We start from the raw sequence: 17,292 nt of genomic DNA on the forward strand, positions 1-17,292 counted from the left end.
TCAAAAGATCGTCCGAACGCGGCCCGAGCCTGCGGCAGCTCCTACATGGGTCAGTGTTGTGTCGGCTTCCTGTGTTCGGAACTATGACCCGCACACCCAGCCAAGTTCCTCAAACAATGCCCAAAACCTTGAACAAAAATGCATATTCGAGTGCTACGTCACGCAATCCCTGATATCGACCGCTCATCCCGCCATGCCCGGCACCCAGTTCAGTCTTGAGCAGCAGGGTATTGCTGTCGGTCTTGGTCGCGCGCAATTTCGCCACCCATTTGGCCGCTTCCCAATACTGTACGCGGCTGTCGTTGTAGCCAGCGATCACCAGGGTCGCCGGATACGCTTGCGCGGTGACGTTTTCGTACGGGGCGTAGGCCTTGATCCGATCATGGACCTCCGGTTCTTCAGGGTTGCCCCACTCGTCGTATTCCGTGACGGTCAATGGCAGGTCAGGGTCGAGCATGGTGTTGAGTACGTCGACGAACGGCACTTCGGCGATGGCGGCGCCAAACAGCTCCGGCCGTTGATTGAGCACCGCGCCGATCAGCAAGCCACCGGCGCTGCCGCCGCTGATCGCCAACTGCGGTGCAGTGGTGAAGCCCTGGGCGATCAGGTGTTCGGCGCAGGCGATAAAGTCGCTGAAGGTGTTGTGCTTGTGCTCCTGCTTGCCGGCGCGATACCAGGCTTCCCCCAGTTCGCCACCGCCACGCACGTGGGCAATGGCAAACGCCATGCCGCGATCCAGCAGGCTCAGGCGCGCGTGGGAAAACCACGGGTCGAGGCTTTCGCCATAGGCGCCATAGCCGTAGAGGTACAGCGGCACGGGTTTGCCGAGGTCTGCGCGCTTGATCACCAGGCTGATGGGCACTTGCGTACCGTCCGGTGCAGTGGCCCACAGGCGCTGGCTGACGTAGGCATCGGCATCGAATGGGCCGAGCACCGGAGTTTGCTTGAGCACTTTCTGCTCGCCAGAGGCCAGGTCCAGTTGGCGGATTTGCGCCGGACGGTTCAACGCTTCGTAGCGCAGGCGAATCCGCTCGCTTTCGAACTCCAGGCTGTTTTGCACGTGCAGGCTGTAGGCCGCATCCGGCAGTTGCACGCGATAGGGCGCCAGGCCTTGCGGGTGAACCTCAATGACCGGCAAGCCGCCGACCCGCAGGCTGAGGGTCATGGCCCCGGTGTTCAGGCTGATGCCGTCGATCATCACCGTGTCACTGTGGGGGATCAGGTTCTGCCAGTCGGCTTCGGTGGGCGCGGCACCGGTATCTACAGCGGTGTACAAGGCGAAATTGATGCCGTCACGGTTGCTGCGAATGAACCAGGTCCATTGACCGTCGAGTACGCCGTGGTCGACGTCGTACTCATGATCCTCGACCCGTGGCGCGATGCAGGTAAAGGCTTGCTGCGGCTGGTTGGCGTCGAGGACCCAGGCTTCGCTGGTGGTTTTGCTGCCCACGGACAGCAGCAATTGCTGCTCGGAGCTTGAACGGTAGCAATGCATGAAGAAGCGCCCGTCCGGCTCATGGAACACTTCTTCGGCCGCCGTGCCGTCCAGTCGATAGCGATACAGCTTGTGCGGACGATGGGTGTCATCCAGTTCGCCAAAGAACAGCGTCAGGCTGTCGTTGGCCCAGGTCATGCTGCCGTCGCAGTCCTGGAATTCCAGTTCACTGACACGGCCGTCGGACAATTCCTTCACGAACAGCGTGTAAATCTCCTCGCCACTGGAGTCGATGCTGTAGGCCAGGCGCTGGTGATCCGGGCTGATGCTGAACGCCCCGAGCGAAAAGAAGCCGCCATTGGCCAGTTCGTTCGGGTCCAGCAGTAGTTGTTCGCGGCTTTCGTCGAGGGTCAGGCTGTCATCGGCCGGACGCGGGCAGCGGTAGTGCCGGGCGTACTCATCGCCCGCCGTGGTGCGGGTGTAATACAGATACGGTCCCCACGGCGAGGGCAGGGACAGATCGGTCTCGAGAATCCGCCCCTTGATCTCTTCGAACAGGGTTTCACGCAGCCCGGCCTGGTCGGCGGTTTGCGCTTCCTGATATCTGTTTTCGGCCTTGAGGTAGTCGAGCACTGCTTCTGTGTCGCGCTCTTGCAGCCAGGCATACGGGTCGGAGCCATCAGCCATGTGGGCAATCGGAGCGTCGTGAATGTTGGCGGATAGGGGCATGAAGGGCTCTCGAACAGTGTACGGAATAGGGGTTTGGCAACCGGTGGGAGCGGGCCGCGCCCAACAGTCAGGCATTGATGCAGCCTGACGGGCGAAAAGCCGTTATCATAAGCGCCTCTGTGCGACACGCGTAGCGTGTCTCCAAGACTTCGAGGTGTAGAGTCATCTTGAAGGGCTTCCGAAAGGAAGCCAAGAGCTTGGGTACCCAACCCCAAGAAACAAAACCCTCCCAGAAGTCCAATGCCTTCAAGGACTTGCCGCAGCGGCGGTGGCAAACTCAAGGTCGATTAGCGCTCGGTAGCTCGACCGCAGTACCAGATTTTCCGGTGCTGGAGTGCCTACTACACATCAGCCCTATTCAGGGTTAAACCCATGCGGGAGAGAATCCCCGCTGGGGTTCCCTCCTGCTTTTGAAACAGGAGGTAACAATTCTTTGGGCATGCTGCCTCGGCAGTCCCTGCTCACATCAAACCGGAGACATGAGCGAAAGCTCTGTCTGTCATTGTCCATCTACCTTGCTCGCAAGGTGGCAGCGGACTCGTTGTGCGACCAACGATAGCCTAGGAAGACATGCGTCACTGGTAACGGTGAGGTGTGAAGCTCTTCTCACAATGTAGTCCCCGTCAGGGTGTGCTTTTGCCGCGAGGTAAAGCATAGATACTCGGAGCAGTACCGGGTTGAGACGCTAGGCTGGTTGGCATGGGTAACGTAAGTGAACTGCTGATAAACGCCGTAATTATGAACAAGCCAAAACTGCTGTCAGGCTTGAGCCAAAAGGCACGTGGTCGGATACCTCTGTAGAGGCTTGAGGTACGTCGTCATAGGACCATCGGTGAAAAGGCAGGCCCTAAACCAATCGTGTGACAGGCAGGGAACGTGGTAAGCCCGTATGGCCGCCTTCGGGCAGGTGAACCGCAAGGGGATCTGTTGGCTGTGTGGGTATGGGATCGCAGAGAAAGCGAAAGCCGGGCTGTAATGGCTCGGATAGGGGTTGGGACATTACCCCACGGGAAACCGGGCAGACTTCTGCGTGGTCTTTCGTCGCATGAACTCTGACTGAACCTGTCTCAATGATCTTAGAGACCCAGCAGTATTGGGCCTCCTACTAATCCAACCCTGACGGGAGCGTCCATTCCCGTCAGGGGATGCGTACGTCTTCTGCTCGGGGAAACTTGAGAGGAAGGCAGCATGATAGAGCACAGCCAAATGGCCGTGCCTGCGCTTTCTGGCACTCCGCAACAATGGCATGACATCGATTGGTGTCGTGTTCAGCGGAATGTTCGGGCAATGCAGGTGCGGATTGCGAAGGCTTGTCGGGAAGGCAAATGGCGCAGGGTGAAAGCCCTGCAACGGATGYTGACCCGCTCTCGATCGGCCAGATACTTGGCCGTACGGCGAGTCACTGAAAACCAGGGTAAGCGCACGGCGGGAGTCGACCGCGTGCTCTGGGATACACCCGACGCAAAATGGAAAGCGGCAAATGGGTTGAAGCGTCACGGATATAAGCCACGACCTTTACGGCGTGTGTTCATTCCGAAGTCGAATGGGAAGGAACGCCCTTTGGGTATCCCAACCATGACTGACAGGGCTATGCAGGCGCTGTATTTGCTAGCTCTGGCACCCATTGCAGAAACCAAGGGCGATCCGAACAGCTACGGCTTCAGGATCGAACGCTCTACGGCGGATGCGATGGGGCAGTTGTTTGTTTGCCTGTCCAAGAAGGTTTCGGCCCAATGGATACTGGAGGCGGACATACAAGGCTGCTTTGATCACATTAATCATGACTGGATGCTCGCCAACGTCCCTATGGACAAAGCGATTCTTCGGAAATGGTTGAAGGCTGGCGTGATTCATAAAGGCCAGCTACAGGCAACGGATGCTGGTACGCCACAAGGCGGGATTATCTCGCCTACCTTGGCAAATATGGCGCTCGATGGTCTGGAAACACAGCTCAAGCAGTATCTGGGCGTGACAAGGGCCAGAAAGCTGAAGATCAACGTGGTGCGGTATGCGGATGATTTCGTGATTACTGGAGACTCGAAAGAGGTACTGGAAAGCGAAATCAGACCTTGGGTGGAGCAATTCCTGGCAGTACGCGGGTTGCAGTTATCCCCTGAGAAAACACATATCGTCCATACCGATCAAGGCTTCGACTTTCTGGGTTGGAATTTCCGTAAGTACGACGGGAAGCTTCTGATCAAACCGAGTAAGAAGAACGTCAAGGCGTTCTATCACAAGGTGAAGGAGGTCATCGACGCCAACAAGATGGCGAAGCAGGAGTATTTGATTCGATTGCTCAATCCCATCTTGAAAGGCTGGGCGCTGTATCACCAGCCTGTAGTAGCCAAGCAGGCCTACAGCCRCATGGATAATTTGTTGTTTTATGCTCTATGGCGTTGGGCAAAGCGGCGGCACCCGAACAAGTCACTGCAATGGATAGGGAAGAAGTATTTCCGAACTCAAGGAAGCAGAAGTTGGGTGTTTGCCACCACGATGTTGGAGGAAAACGGGACGAAAAAGGAGGTCGCTCTGTATTCGCTTGCGAGTACACCGATCGAACGACACAGGAAGGTTAGTGGGGAGTACAACCCCTTTGACCCTTCCATGGAAGAAATGGGCGAGAAGCTGCGGACGGCACAGATGCTGAAAAAGCTGAAGTATCGCAAACAGATTCTCAGTCTCTATCAAAGCCAGAAAGGACTGTGTCTGATGTGCAAACAACCGATTACGAAGGAAACGGGATGGCATGACCATCACATTATCCACCGCACTCATGGCGGTAGAGACACCCTGGATAACCGGGTACTATTGCATCCTATTTGTCACCAACAGCTTCACAGCCGTGGATTGACAGTGAACAAACCGGCTCCGCAAGGGGYTTTCTAAAGACTTGAGCCGTATGCGTTGAAAGGCGCACGTACGGTTCTTAGGGGGAGGCAGGCCAGTAATGGCCTGTCTCTACCCGACTTGCCTGCCTTGCCATGGACACCATGACCGAGAACGACTATCTGATCGCTTGGGGCCTCTACGCCTTCGCCGCTTTGGGCTGCCTGTTGGTGTGGATGCGCTTGACCCGCTGGATGTGGCGCTGGCTGCGTGAGCCGCTACGGCTGGCCATGGCCGTGCTGCTGTTCAGCCCGACCATCATCGACCCGGTCAAGGATAAAGTCGCACCGGCCGTCGCCATTACCGCCCTCGACCTGCTGTTCAAGGTCGGCAACAACGCCTGGCGGGCGATTTCCGATCTGTTCATGTACGGCATGATCGCGTTCGGCCTCTATCTGGTGCTGGTGGCGATCCGTTTCCCTATCGAGCGCGCCTCCAACGCCCGCAAGGAACAGGCTGCCGCGGMCAAAGCCGCCGTGCGCGCCGAAGAACCCGAAGATGATCAACCGTTCGGCGGTGCCGGCGATGATCGTTACGGTCGTCCACCGGTGCCGAGCAATCCTCAGCGGATGCGAGTCGAACCCCGTCTGTAACCTTGCCCCTGCGATTGAGCGAGAGTCCGAGCATGTGTGAGTTATTGGGCATGAGCGCCAATGTCCCGACCGATATCGTGTTCAGCTTCACCGGGCTGATGCAGCGCGGCGGTCGCACCGGCCCGCACCGCGATGGCTGGGGCATTGCCTTCTATGAAGGCCGTGGGCTGCGACTGTTCCAGGATCCGGCGGCAAGCTGCGAGTCGGAAGTCGCGAACCTGGTGCAGCGCTATCCGATCAAGAGCGAAGTGGTGATCGGGCACATCCGCCAGGCCAACGTCGGCAAGGTCTGCCTGTCCAACACGCATCCGTTCGTCCGTGAGCTGTGGGGGCGCAACTGGTGTTTCGCCCATAACGGCCAGTTGGCGGATTTCCAGCCTGCGGCCAGTTTCTATCGCCCTGTGGGTGATACCGATAGCGAAGCGGCGTTCTGTGATTTGCTCAACCGTGTGCGTGCGGCGTTCCCCGAACCGGTCGAGGTCGAAGCGCTGCTGCCGGACCTGGTGGCCGCTTGCGCCGAATACCGCAGCAAAGGCGTATTCAACTGCCTGCTCAGCGATGGCGACTGGTTGTTCTGCTATTGCTCGACCAAACTGGCGCAAATCACCCGTCGCGCACCGTTTGGCCCCGCACGCTTGAAAGACGTCGACGTGATCGTCGACTTTCAGGCCGAAACCACGCCTAACGACGTGGTCACCGTCATCGCCACCGAACCCCTGACCGAAAACGAAACCTGGACCCGTTACGAACCGGGCCAATGGAGCCTGTGGCGACGTGGCGAATGCGTCAGCCAGGGCAAGACCGAATAAGGATCTGCTTTCCATGTTGCTCAGTTATCTACGGCTGGTGTTGTTTGCGGCGGGCCTGTTGATCGGTGTCCAGGTGCCGGGCTTCATCAGCGATTACGCCAAGCGGGTCGAAGCCCATCTGATCGAGGCGCAAGCCGGCTTGAGCGGCTTTCAGAACACCGCCAATCAGTTTTTCAAGGGTGACATGCAGGCTCTGGTCGCGCATTACCGCGCCAGCGAAGACCCGATCTTCCGCAGCGATGCCGACAGCCTGAGCAACCTGCTGACCCGCCAACTGGCGTTGGACAAGCAGTTCCAGGCGATGCAGGGGCCGTGGTACATCCGCTTCCTGCAAGTGGCGCTGGCTGCCGATCCGGACATCCGCAAGGAAACCTGGAATGGCTACAGCTACCAGATCCTGTTGACGCCCGAAGCGATGAGCTGGGGCATGAGCGGCGCATTGTTGCTGTCGTTAGGTCTTGAATGCCTGTTCCGACTGATCGACTGGGTGGTGCTGGGCGGCAAGCGTCTGCGCCAGAGCCGGCCAATCGAAGAGCGGGATTTGCGCGGTTTGTAACACCGTCGAACGTCAAGGAGCCGGCAAGCCGGCTCCTTGCTTGATTACCAATCAATCGAATAGGTCATGCTCAAGGTACGGCCTTCGGCGTTGGGGAATGGCGCTCTGGCGTTGGCTTGGGCGAACAGGTTGACGTACGTGCGGTTGGTCAGGTTGTACACCCCGCCTTCCAGGCGACCGACCGGCAAGTACACGGAGCCGAGCAGGTCCACCAGCGTATAGCCATCGATGTCGCGCCCGTTGTTGTCCTTGGCGGCAGCGTCGTAACTGGACAGGTGCATGCCTTGCAGGCGCAGGGTGTAGTCGTCTTCGGCGTAGCCGACGAACAGCGTGGTTTTGGCCGGTGAAATGCGTGTCGCCGGCAGATCGATCCATTTCCCGTTCTGCTCGGTCTCGCCTTTGGCCCAGGCATAGGTGCCACCCACCGACCAGTGATCGGTCGCGAGGTAGGTCAGGCTGTTTTCGATACCGCGAACCCGCTCCTTCTGGTTGATCAGACGCAAGACACGGTCATTGGCATCGTAGAACTGAGTCACGTCCGAGGTGTTTTCATAGACGGTGACGTCGGCCTGCCACCGGTCCCAGTCACCGCGCCAGCCCAGCTCGTAGCTGTCGACCTTGATGGCCTGGGCGTTGAGGCTCTGGATGTCGAAGGTGCTGTTCACGTCACGCAAGAAGCGCTGGATGTCCGGCAGCGAAAACCCCTGGCTGTAATTGGCGAAGACGTCCTGATGTTCACTCAGGTGATAGACCGCGCCCAGGTTATAGAGCGTCGCGTCGTATTTGAGGGTATCGCCGGGCAGGATGGCACGTACACCGGTCTGGACGATCTCGCCGTAAGCGACGCTGTCGGAGACTTCGCTTTCGATCCATTCGCGGCGCACACCGCCACGCAAGGTCCAGTCACCGATGTCCCAGGACATCTGCCCGAACAGCGCCTTGGTGGTGGTTTCGATATCCGGGCCCATCTCGTAAGTGGTGCCAGTCTTGGTGTAGGTCAGCCCTTTGACGGTGTATTGGTCACCGCGCTGGCGGGAGCGTTCGTGATCATAGTCGGCGCCCCAGACCAGGTTGCCTGTGGCGCTGCCGATGGCCGGCAACGGCGTGTCGATGGCCGCACGCAGGCCGTAGACATCCTGCACGCTGTTGTTGTCGGCGATCCCGGCCTTGCCCCGCGACAGGTCCGGGAAGAACAGCGCGTCGGCCCGGCGCCAGTAGCTTTCCAGTTGCAGGCCCTGGCCGTAGAAGTCGTTGTCGGTGTAGTTGAGGTTGGCCGCCTGGTTATGGGTGTAGGGCTGGTCGTCGAGTTTCAGCCCTTTGACCGCCACGGCCTCTTGCAGGTTTTTCGGGTCTTTTGTGTAGCCAGTGTCCTGCTGGTCCTTGTAGTCCTGCAGCGACAGGCTGAGTTTTTTATCGGCATCCAGTTCGTAACCGAAACGACCTTGCAGGTCATAGGTGTCGGTGTCCATGTTGCTGCCCTGGGATGTGTCCTGAGGGATGCGATTGCCGTTGCCGTCGTACTGATCGTTGCGCTGGGTCAGGTCGGCGGACACGTACCAGTCCAGGGCATCCTTGCGCCCGGTAGCACTCTGAAAGGCCTCGTAGGCGAAACCCTTGCTGTTGAGGTTGTTGCCGGTGGTCAGGCCCAGTTTGCTGCTGTAGGCAAGGTCCTGACCCTGGTTGCGCTTGGTGATGATGTTGATGATGCCGCCCGAAGCACCGGCACCATAAATGCTGCTGGCGCCGGAAACCACCTCGATGCGTTCGATACTGGCCGGTGCGATGCTGTTGAGCTGGCGGAAGTTGTCCCGCGTGGCGTTCTGCGACACGCCGTCGATCAACACCAGCATGTTGCGCCCGCGCAGGGTCTGGCCGAAGTTGCTCATCCCGCCGCTGGACGGCGCCAGGCCGGGAACCAGTTGCCCCAGAATGTCGGAGACCCGACGCCCGGCGCCACTCTGTTGGCGGATCTGTTGTTCGTCGATCACCTGGACCGAGCCTGGAATCGAGGCAATGGTCGCTTCGCTGCGCGTCGCGGAAACGACGGTGGCTTGCATGTTCAATGTGCCGGGTTGCTGGTCGGTGTCCTCGGCCCAGGTCTGGGCGCTGAAGGAGCCGAGCAGCGGAATCATCAAGGAAAGTTTGGTTCGGGTCATGAGTGGGTCTTTTTTTTAGTCGTGATTAGTGTTGGTAGACAAGATTGCGGGGGCCGGTGTGGAGGTGAATGAGCGCACCCAGCGGATCCCGATGGCGGCCAGTGCGTAAGTCAACGCCACCAGCCAGAAACTGTGGGCCAGCCCGACCAGCCCCATGCCGATCCCGCCGASGACGGCACCGAGCAGAGCGCCAGCCTTGGCCGCGCTGTTGCCCAGGCCGAGGGCAAAACCCTGCTGGCTTGAAGACACGGTGTTGGCGATCAGCGCGTAGGCGACGGGGAGCAGTGCGCCTTGCCAGATGCCCCAGACCAACCGGCTGACGAGAAAACCCAGCCATTCGCTGGCCAGTGCCGTGGCCGCGAGCGTCAGGGCGCAGAGCCAGGCAATGCCTTCGATGACGCGCAAGGTGTAAGCCGGTTGCCAGCGGTCGAACAGACGCCCCCACAGCGGTGCGGAAATGGCCAGGGTCGCGGCGCTCGCCGCGTAAGTAGCGCCGATCAGCCAGCCCGGTGCGTGCAGAATGTCGGCGACGTACAGCGCGTAGAAGGGTTGCGGCATCATCTTCGCGGCTTGAATCAACACGATCACCAACAGGATTCCACTGAGCCAGCCTTTAGGCAGGGCCACCGGCGCAACCGGTTTCTTCGTCGAGGCTCGCGCCTTGTCGGCCGGCAGGAAAAAACTCCCCAGTGCACACAGCAGGCAAATCGCCGACGCGCCATAACAGAGCAGGGCAAACCCCGAGATGTCCATCAGCCAGCCACCCAGCACCGGGCCGATCAACGAGCCGACGGCGGTCGCCGATTGCAGACGGGCCAGGGTGTGACCGCGCCGGGAATTGTCGCAGCAGGCCAGGGCATAGGCTTGCGCGGCGGCGAGAAATCCGGCCAATGCGCCTTGCATCACGCGAATGCCCACCAGCAGCCACGGGTCGAGAGTAATCGCCGCCAGCCCTTGGCACAGCGCAAGTGCCAGCAACGCCCGAACGATCATCGGCTTGTGCCCGGTGCGATCACCCAACCGCCCCCACGCGGGCGTCAGCAGCATGGCCGCCAGCATCGGGCCGGCATAGACCAGCGCCGATAGCAGCGCGGTGTAGCCGGCGCCCTCTGGCCCAAGCAGACGCTGGATCTGCAAGGGCCAGAACGGGCCGCTCATTTCCATGGCACCCATGGAGACAAACTGGATGACTATCAGCAGTCGCAACGCACGGCCATCAGCGAGCATCGGCGTTGGTTCGCAGCGGATTGCTCAGGCGTCCGACGATGTCGGCGTGGCTGTCGTGCAAGCGCATGCGCATGAACGATTTGGCCGGCCAATCCTGTTCCAGCAGGGCCTGACGCTCGCTTTCCCAGCGTGCCGGTTCGACATGCTCGCGCACGCTCTCGAAGCATTGTTCAACGTGCGTAGCCAAACGCTCCCAAAGGCTATTTTCCGGCACATTCCAGTGGCGGGCGCAGAGCAACGTCAACTCACCGAGGTGGCACATGAACGTGGTGTGCAGGAGCTTGTCGCGGACAAAACCGGCGTCGTCGTACAGGGTCATTTCCGGATCGTGCAGCTGGATATCCAGACCCTTGGCGTGCAGGGTTTTGCGATCAATGCGGATGTCGCCGAAGTCACGCAGCAGCAGCCGATTCAACTGCCCGTCAGCGCCCATCACCATGAAGCTGTTTTGCTGGTGCGCTTCGAACGCCACGCCATACATCAGGTAGATGCCCAGCAGGCTCGGGACGGCAATCGACAGGTAATCATCGAAGAACGCCAGCATGGCCTCGCTGTCGTCACGACCCTGAGCCAGTTGCACCCAGTCACGCAGCAACGGTTGTTCGAATTCGTTTACGGCGAACAAGCTGCCGACCGGCACGGCCAGTTCGCTTTCTTGCAGCAGGGTCAGCGGGTTGTCGCGGTACAGCACGGCGGCATGCCGGGACAGTTCGTCATTGGCCGGTTGTGGCGCGTAGTGCACGCCGATGCGCTCCGGCACGATGTTCAGCCGGCGCTGAATCTGCGGTTCGTGATCGAGAATCTGCAGTAGCAGTTGGCTGATGCGCGGTCCCATCCGGGCCGAACGCGGCGACACGGTGCGCTGCACGCTGGTCAGGCGCAAGGCCACCGGCAGTTTGACCATCGGCGCAACACGGCTGGCCTCTGGTAGGACCGTGCGGAAGGACATGGTCGGGTGGCCAGTGAAGGCAACGATGTCGGTGACGATCAGCAGGTTGTCGGCGATCTCGCTGGTGAACGAATTGGGCAGTTCTTCATCGGCTTGCCATGGGTGCGACGGCAGCGGGAGGTAGTCCGTTGCCTCCAGGCCCCGTTGCTGCAAATGACGCTGCAATTGTTCGGCGGCCTGCGGGAAGTGGCCCTGCCACCAGTCCCAGTAATCGGCGGTGCCGGCCAGTGATTCGACGTGGGTGTACTGACGGTGCAGGGCGCACAGCACAATCGGAAAACTCGCTTCGAATTCCGGTGAGAAGGCGATGACCTGCGCAGCGCTCAAGCCCAGCTTGGTCTTGTAGTTCGGATGCCAGGGGTGACCGAGCGTGCCCCACTGTTCGAGCAATGATGTCGGGTTCTGGTGGTCGGGGCTGGCTTTGAGCCAGGCGAACAGATTGTCGTTGTGCTCGGTGTCGATCTGCTCTCTCAGGCGCTCGGTCCATCCATGGTGGAACGCCAGGCACAGGGTGTCGTTGCTGTAGCTATCGTCCAGCTCGCGGGCCAGACGTTCCAGTACCTGCGGGGAGGCGGGCGGGTTGAGCTGAGTGCTGAGGTGAGCGAGCAGTTCACTGGGCAACTGGATTTTGTGCGGCAGGCTGTCGGGGGTGTGCAGGACGATGCTGCCACGCAGGTCCCAGCTGTTCATTCTTCCGCCCGTCAGGTGGTCGAAGCAAAGCTGCATACCGTCGCCAAGCGGCAGCCAGCAACGGCCGTTGTCGTCGTACTCGCAGGCGTCGGGGTTGATCAGGCGTTCGCGAAACAGCGCCTGGATCAGGCGTTGGAAGCAGCGCTGGGCGGCAGGCTCCAGGGCATTGCTCAAATGGTCGAGGGTGATGCGGTGGGACTGGAAGGCAGGAGTGCCGAGGGCTTCGCTCCAGTTTGAGAGCAATTGCTGCTGTTTTTGCGTGTAAGCGCGCATCAAGTCCGACTCCTTCTGGACAGTGGTTTAACTGAATGCGCGCAGAGAATACATTTTTCAAATAATAATGCAAATGATAGTAATTCCTACTTGTGGTGTGGAAAACTCCTTTTCAGAGGCCGGCCAGGGGTTTGCTCAAGACCATGTAGCGCTCTCCCACCTTCCGCGCATACTCCTCCAACACCTGCTGACACAAGGCCACAATCTCCTCGACCCACTCAACGCCCACCCGCCACGACACCACCACCTGCAAGTCGGGTGGTCGCTGATCGATGTCCAGCAAGGTCAATTCGCCACGCGCCAGTTCCTCGGCCACCAGCACCGGCGGCAACGCGCCGATGCCAAAACCGTCGCGCAGCAGCCGGGTAATCGCCGACACCGAGTTCACGCAGTTCAACCGTGGCGTCATCACGCCATTGGCCTGCATCAGGGCGAGCACTTCCTGATGCGGGTGGGAGTTTTTCGAGTAGGTAATGATCCGCTCTTTCGCCAGATCGGCGACGCCTGAATACTCACGGTTGTACAGGGAATTGCTGGCCACAATCCAGCCCATGGGGTGGCTGGCCAGTTCCAGGCTGCGCACGCTTTCCTGGCGCAGCAGGTCGGTTTGCAGGATCACGTCGAGAAAGCCTTTTTGCAGCTGATCGCAGAGGTTGAGCGAGGTATCGGCCACCAGCTCGATTTCCACCAGTGGGTAGTGATCGGTCATCTGCGCCACCAACGGGCTTAGCCAGGTGTGGATCACCGTGTCCATCACGCCAATGCGCACCCGTCCGGCCTTGCTCGAACGGGTCTCGATCGACTGCTTGAGTGCCTGCATGGTGTCCATCATCTGCTCGGCGTAATCGAGCACTTTGAGGCCTTCGGGCGTCAGGCTCACGCCGCGCGAATCCCGCAGAAACAGCTTTACCCCGAGCTCGCCTTCAAGCACCGCAATTCGGCTGGAAATCGAGGCCTGAGTGGTGAAGAGCTTGTCGGCGGTCAGGCGAAAACTCTTGAGTCGGGCGACCCAGACGAAGGTCTCGAGAAACTTCAGGTTCATGGGATAAAGATTTCTTATGGCTAAGGCGGGTTTTTATTAGTTGGACGTAGCAGGGGCGCGCGTCCAAAAATCGACGCATCCGGTTCCCACGATAGGCGTCGTCGGGGCTCAGAACAATACCAATAAAATCAGCGCGGAGATTTGCCATGAGTGCGCCCGACACCACCGCCACCCCGAAAGCCTCGGCCCGTCCGGGACCTTTCGACTGGTATCGCAACATCAATCAGCAGGAACGCCGCACCTTCTGGAGCTGCAAGATCGGCTATGGCCTGGACGGCATGGACACCCAGATGCTCAGCTTCGTGGTGCCGACCCTGATTGCCATGTGGGGCATCACCACCGGCCAGGCCGGGCTGATTCACACCAGCACGCTGATCGCTTCGGCCATCGGTGGCTGGGTGGCGGGGATTCTCTCCGACCGCATTGGTCGTGTGCGCACCTTGCAACTGACGGTGCTGTGGTTTGCCTTCTTCACCTTCCTCTGCGGCTTTGCCCAGAGCTACGAGCAACTGCTAATTGCACGGACCCTGATGGGATTCGGTTTCGGCGGTGAGTGGACGGCCGGCGCGGTGCTGATCGGCGAGGTGATTCGTGCCCAGGACCGTGGCAAGGCCGTTGGCATGGTGCAGTCCGGCTGGGCGCTGGGTTGGGGGCTGACCGCGATTCTGTATGCGCTGCTGTTCTCGGTATTGCCACCGGAGGATGCCTGGCGTGCGCTGTTCATCCTCGGCATCGTGCCGGCGATCTTCGTGATTTTCGTCCGCCGTCTGGTCAAGGACCCGGAAATCTATCGTGAAGCCAAAGCGAAACAGGAGCCGGGCAACCCGTCGAAGTTCTACGAGATCTTCGCCCCCGGCATGCTCTTCACCACGATTCGCGCTTCGTTGCTGACCACCGGCGCGTTGGGCGGCTACTACGCCATCACTTCCTGGTTGCCGACTTTCCTGAAGAACGAACGCGGTTTGAGCGTACTCAATACCAGCGGTTATCTGGCGATGGTGATCGTTGGTTCCTACGTGGGTTATGTCATCAGCGCCTATTTGACCGACATCCTGGGACGTAAAAAGAACTTCATCCTGTTCGCCGTGGGTTCGTTCACCATTGTGTTGCTGTACACCCAACTGCCGGTCAGCAACGGCGTGATGCTGTGGCTGGGCTTCCCGCTGGGTTTCTTCGCCTCGGGGATTTTCAGTGGTATGGGTGCATTCCTGACCGAGTTGTTCCCTACACGCATTCGCGGTTCGGGCCAGGGTTTTTGCTACAACATCGGCCGGGCGCTGGCGGCGTTGTTCCCGCTGCTGATCGGCCTGCTCAGCCAGACCGTGCCGCTGAGTGTGGGCATCGGTGCCTTTGCGGCAGTGTCCTACGGCGTGGTGATCCTCGCGGCCCTGAGCCTGCCGGAAACCCGTGGCAAGCAACTCGACGCCCGGTAACTGATAACCTGCGGGCTTGTCTTACAGATATGTCCCACAGCTAAAAAGATTAATGCCTACAGGAGTGTTCAGCGTGAGCCGCCTGCTATTGAACTGCGACATCGGCGAGAGTTTCGGCAGCTGGACCATGGGTCTGGACGCAGAAATCATGCCCTTTATCGATTGCGCCAACATCGCTTGCGGTTTTCACGCTGGCGACCCGAGCATCATGCGCAAGACCGTCAGCCTGGCCCTCAGCCACGGTGTGCAAGTTGGCGCGCATCCGGCCTATCAGGATCTGGTGGGGTTCGGCCGCCGCTCCATGGCCTATGCCACCCAGGAACTTCAAGACATTCTGCATTACCAGATCGGCGCCCTCGACGGCATCTGCCGGGCTCAGGGCGGGCGGGTCAGTTACGTCAAACCCCATGGCGCGATGTACAACGACATGATGGCCAACCCGGCGCAATTACGCGCCGTGCTGCAAGCCGTGGCGTCCTATGACCGCAACCTGCCATTGATGTTGATGGCGACTCGCGACAACAGCGCCGCCCAACAACTGGGCGATGAATACGGCGTGACGCTGTGGTTCGAGGCTTTTGCCGATCGTGCTTACGACAGCGCCGGCAGGCTGGTGTCGCGACAACTGCCGGGAGCGGTGCATCACGACCCGGAAAAAATCAGCGAGCAGGCGCTTACCATTGCCCGTGGCGATCACCTCACCGCCAGCGATGGCAGCGCCCTGCATTTGCAGGCCAACACCCTTTGCGTGCACGGCGACAACGCCAGTTCGGTCGCTGCCGTACAACGTATCCGTGAAGCCTTGAACCGGCAGAGTGCGTCATGAAGCTGCGGGTTGAAGTGGTGGCGCTGGATTGCCTGATGGTGCGCCTGTTCGATGAAATTGCCGAAACCAACATGCCGTGGATGCTGGCGGCCAGTGAAAGTCTGCGGGCGGCGTTCGCCGGGCATCTGATTGATCTGGTGCCGTCCTACACCACCTTGATGGTGCATTACGACTTGACCGAGCTGAGTCCCGCCCAGGCCCGGGAGTTGATTGCCGAAGCGTTGATCGATCTGTCGCCCAACACCCATGCCCGCGGTAAATGTCATGTGTTGCCGGTGTGGTACGACTTGAGCGTCGGACCGGAGTTGAGCCTGTTGTCGCAGCGCAGCGGGTTGGCGGTGGAGGAGGTGATCCGTCGTCACTGCGAGCGTGAATATCAGGTGTTCGCCCTGGGTTTTGCGCCGGGCTTCGCCTTCATGGGGCTGGTGGAAGAGGCACTCGCCGCGCCGCGTCTGAACACGCCACGCAAGAAAGTCGCGGCCGGCAGTGTCGGCATCGCCGAACGGCAGACGGCGGCTTACCCGGTGGTGTCGCCGGGCGGCTGGAACCTGATTGGCCGCACGCCGGCCAAATTGTTCGATCGCAACCGTGACGGCTACAGCCTGATGCAACCCGGTGACACCGTACGGTTCGAAGCGGTCAGCCATGCCGAGTTCATTAACCTGGGCGGTGACGATACGCCACTGGAGGCCCAGGCATGAGCCGTCTGACGATTGAAGCGAGTACGCCGCTGTGCCTGTTGCAGGATGCCGGTCGATTCGGCGTGCGGCATCTGGGTGTGACCCAGGGCGGAGCGGCTGATTGGCGTTCGATGTCCTGGGCCAACTGGCTGCTGGGCAACGGGCTGGATGCGCCGGTGATTGAAATCACCCTCGGCGGATTCACCGTGGTGGCCGAGGAGGAATGCGTGCTGGCCTTGGCCGGAGCGGATCTGGGCGCGCGGGTGGACGGCGAGGCGCTGGCACCGTGGCGCAGTTTCAGGCTGCACAAAGGTCAGCGTTTGCAATTCACCCGGCCGTTGCTCGGCGCCCGGGCCTATCTGGCGGCGCCGGGTGGGTTTGATGYACCGAAAGTGCTGGGCAGCAGCGCGACGGTGGTCCGTGAGGAGCTCGGCGGCCTGGACGGAATGGGCCATGCGCTGGGTAAGGGCGCGTCATTGAGCTATTCGGGCAACTCGGTGATGTTGCTGTGCGAAATGAGCGCAGACCAGCGGCCGGACTTGAACCTTGATGCTCCGTTGGACTTGGTCCTCGGTGCACAGATCGGTGAGTTCAGCGGGCAGAGCCTGTTCGACGCGTTCAACAGCGTGTGGAGCCTCGATAGTCGTGCCGACCGGATGGGGATTCGCCTGCTGGGTAAGGCGCTGCAGTACCAGGGCAAACCGATGATTTCCGAGGGTATTCCACTGGGGGCGGTGCAGGTGCCGCCGGATGGGCAACCGATTGTGTTGCTCAATGATCGGCAGACCATTGGCGGTTATCCGCGTCTGGGAGCGTTGACACCGTTGGCGCTGGCGCGGCTGGCGCAGTGTCTGCCGGGGGCGCAGGTGCGGTTACGGCCGGTGGTGCAGGAAGTGGCGCATCGCGAACAGGTCGAGTATTTGCAGCGATTTTTGAACAGCTAAAAGCATCGCGAGCAAGCTCGCTCCCACAATGGATCTGTGTCGTTCACAAGTTTCATGAACAACA

General features: G+C 60.2%; 13 protein-coding genes. 8 read left to right on the forward strand and 5 right to left on the reverse strand.

Translation table 11 applies throughout. From position 1 onward, the window contains the following. Window positions 1–109 precede the first annotated feature (109 nt). Window positions 110–2,164, reverse strand: coding sequence for a S9 family peptidase (locus tag AC1DVH_RS05180; RefSeq protein WP_477752889.1), 2,055 nt, complete (start codon window positions 2,162–2,164; stop codon window positions 110–112). 1,188 nt (window positions 2,165–3,352) lie between these two features. On the opposite strand from AC1DVH_RS05180, the gene ltrA reads away from it, so the two are divergent. The 4 genes from ltrA (at window position 3,353) to AC1DVH_RS05200 (ending at window position 7,008) form a co-directional block, all read left to right on the forward strand. Continuing rightward, a complete protein-coding gene (gene ltrA, locus AC1DVH_RS05185; RefSeq protein ID WP_477752890.1) occupies window positions 3,353–5,050 on the forward strand; it encodes a group II intron reverse transcriptase/maturase in 1,698 nt (565 codons plus the stop codon). Window positions 5,051–5,145: 95 nt separating this feature from the next. Further along, a complete protein-coding gene (locus AC1DVH_RS05190) occupies window positions 5,146–5,643 on the forward strand; it encodes an MFS transporter (RefSeq protein WP_477752891.1) in 498 nt (165 codons plus the stop codon). Window positions 5,644–5,675: 32 nt separating this feature from the next. Beyond that, a complete protein-coding gene (locus AC1DVH_RS05195; RefSeq protein WP_108218526.1) occupies window positions 5,676–6,452 on the forward strand; it encodes a class II glutamine amidotransferase in 777 nt (258 codons plus the stop codon). Window positions 6,453–6,465: 13 nt separating this feature from the next. Next, complete coding sequence (locus AC1DVH_RS05200) at window positions 6,466–7,008, forward strand: DUF2937 family protein (RefSeq protein ID WP_477752892.1); 543 nt, start codon at window positions 6,466–6,468, stop codon at window positions 7,006–7,008. Between the two features lie 44 nt (window positions 7,009–7,052). Here AC1DVH_RS05200 and AC1DVH_RS05205 read toward each other — a convergent pair whose 3' ends face one another. From AC1DVH_RS05205 to AC1DVH_RS05220, 4 genes are all read right to left on the reverse strand, one after another. Next, a complete protein-coding gene (locus AC1DVH_RS05205) occupies window positions 7,053–9,164 on the reverse strand; it encodes a TonB-dependent receptor (RefSeq protein ID WP_477752893.1) in 2,112 nt (703 codons plus the stop codon). Window positions 9,165–9,179: 15 nt separating this feature from the next. Then, window positions 9,180–10,391 carry an MFS transporter gene (locus tag AC1DVH_RS05210; protein ID WP_477752894.1) on the reverse strand — a complete coding sequence of 404 codons (1,212 nt, stop codon included), beginning with the start codon at window positions 10,389–10,391 and terminating at the stop codon, window positions 9,180–9,182. After that, entirely contained in the window at window positions 10,381–12,303 is a 1,923-nt protein-coding gene (locus tag AC1DVH_RS05215) for an IucA/IucC family protein (protein WP_477752895.1), read from the reverse strand. The genes AC1DVH_RS05210 and AC1DVH_RS05215 overlap by 11 nt, the downstream gene beginning before the upstream one ends. A gap of 112 nt (window positions 12,304–12,415) precedes the next feature. Next, on the reverse strand, window positions 12,416–13,345 hold the full coding sequence (locus AC1DVH_RS05220) for a LysR family transcriptional regulator (RefSeq protein WP_477752896.1): 930 nt from the start codon (window positions 13,343–13,345) through the stop codon (window positions 12,416–12,418). A gap of 146 nt (window positions 13,346–13,491) precedes the next feature. On the opposite strand from AC1DVH_RS05220, the gene AC1DVH_RS05225 reads away from it, so the two are divergent. The 4 genes from AC1DVH_RS05225 (at window position 13,492) to AC1DVH_RS05240 (ending at window position 17,228) form a co-directional block, all read left to right on the forward strand. After that, window positions 13,492–14,778: an MFS transporter gene (locus AC1DVH_RS05225; protein ID WP_477752897.1), complete on the forward strand. Its 1,287-nt coding sequence runs from the start codon at window positions 13,492–13,494 to the stop codon at window positions 14,776–14,778. A 73-nt stretch (window positions 14,779–14,851) separates the two neighbouring features. Next, the gene (locus tag AC1DVH_RS05230) at window positions 14,852–15,604 is read left to right on the forward strand and encodes a 5-oxoprolinase subunit PxpA (protein ID WP_477752898.1); all 753 of its coding nucleotides are present in this window, start codon (window positions 14,852–14,854) and stop codon (window positions 15,602–15,604) included. Next, complete coding sequence (pxpB, locus tag AC1DVH_RS05235) at window positions 15,601–16,305, forward strand: 5-oxoprolinase subunit PxpB (RefSeq protein WP_477752899.1); 705 nt, start codon at window positions 15,601–15,603, stop codon at window positions 16,303–16,305. Before AC1DVH_RS05230 ends, pxpB begins: the two co-directional genes overlap by 4 nt. Continuing rightward, complete coding sequence (locus AC1DVH_RS05240; RefSeq protein WP_477752900.1) at window positions 16,302–17,228, forward strand: 5-oxoprolinase subunit C family protein; 927 nt, start codon at window positions 16,302–16,304, stop codon at window positions 17,226–17,228. The genes pxpB and AC1DVH_RS05240 overlap by 4 nt, the downstream gene beginning before the upstream one ends. The last annotated feature ends 64 nt before the right edge of the window (window positions 17,229–17,292 follow it).

It is taken from the genome of Pseudomonas sp. P4_C3, from assembly GCF_056402075.1.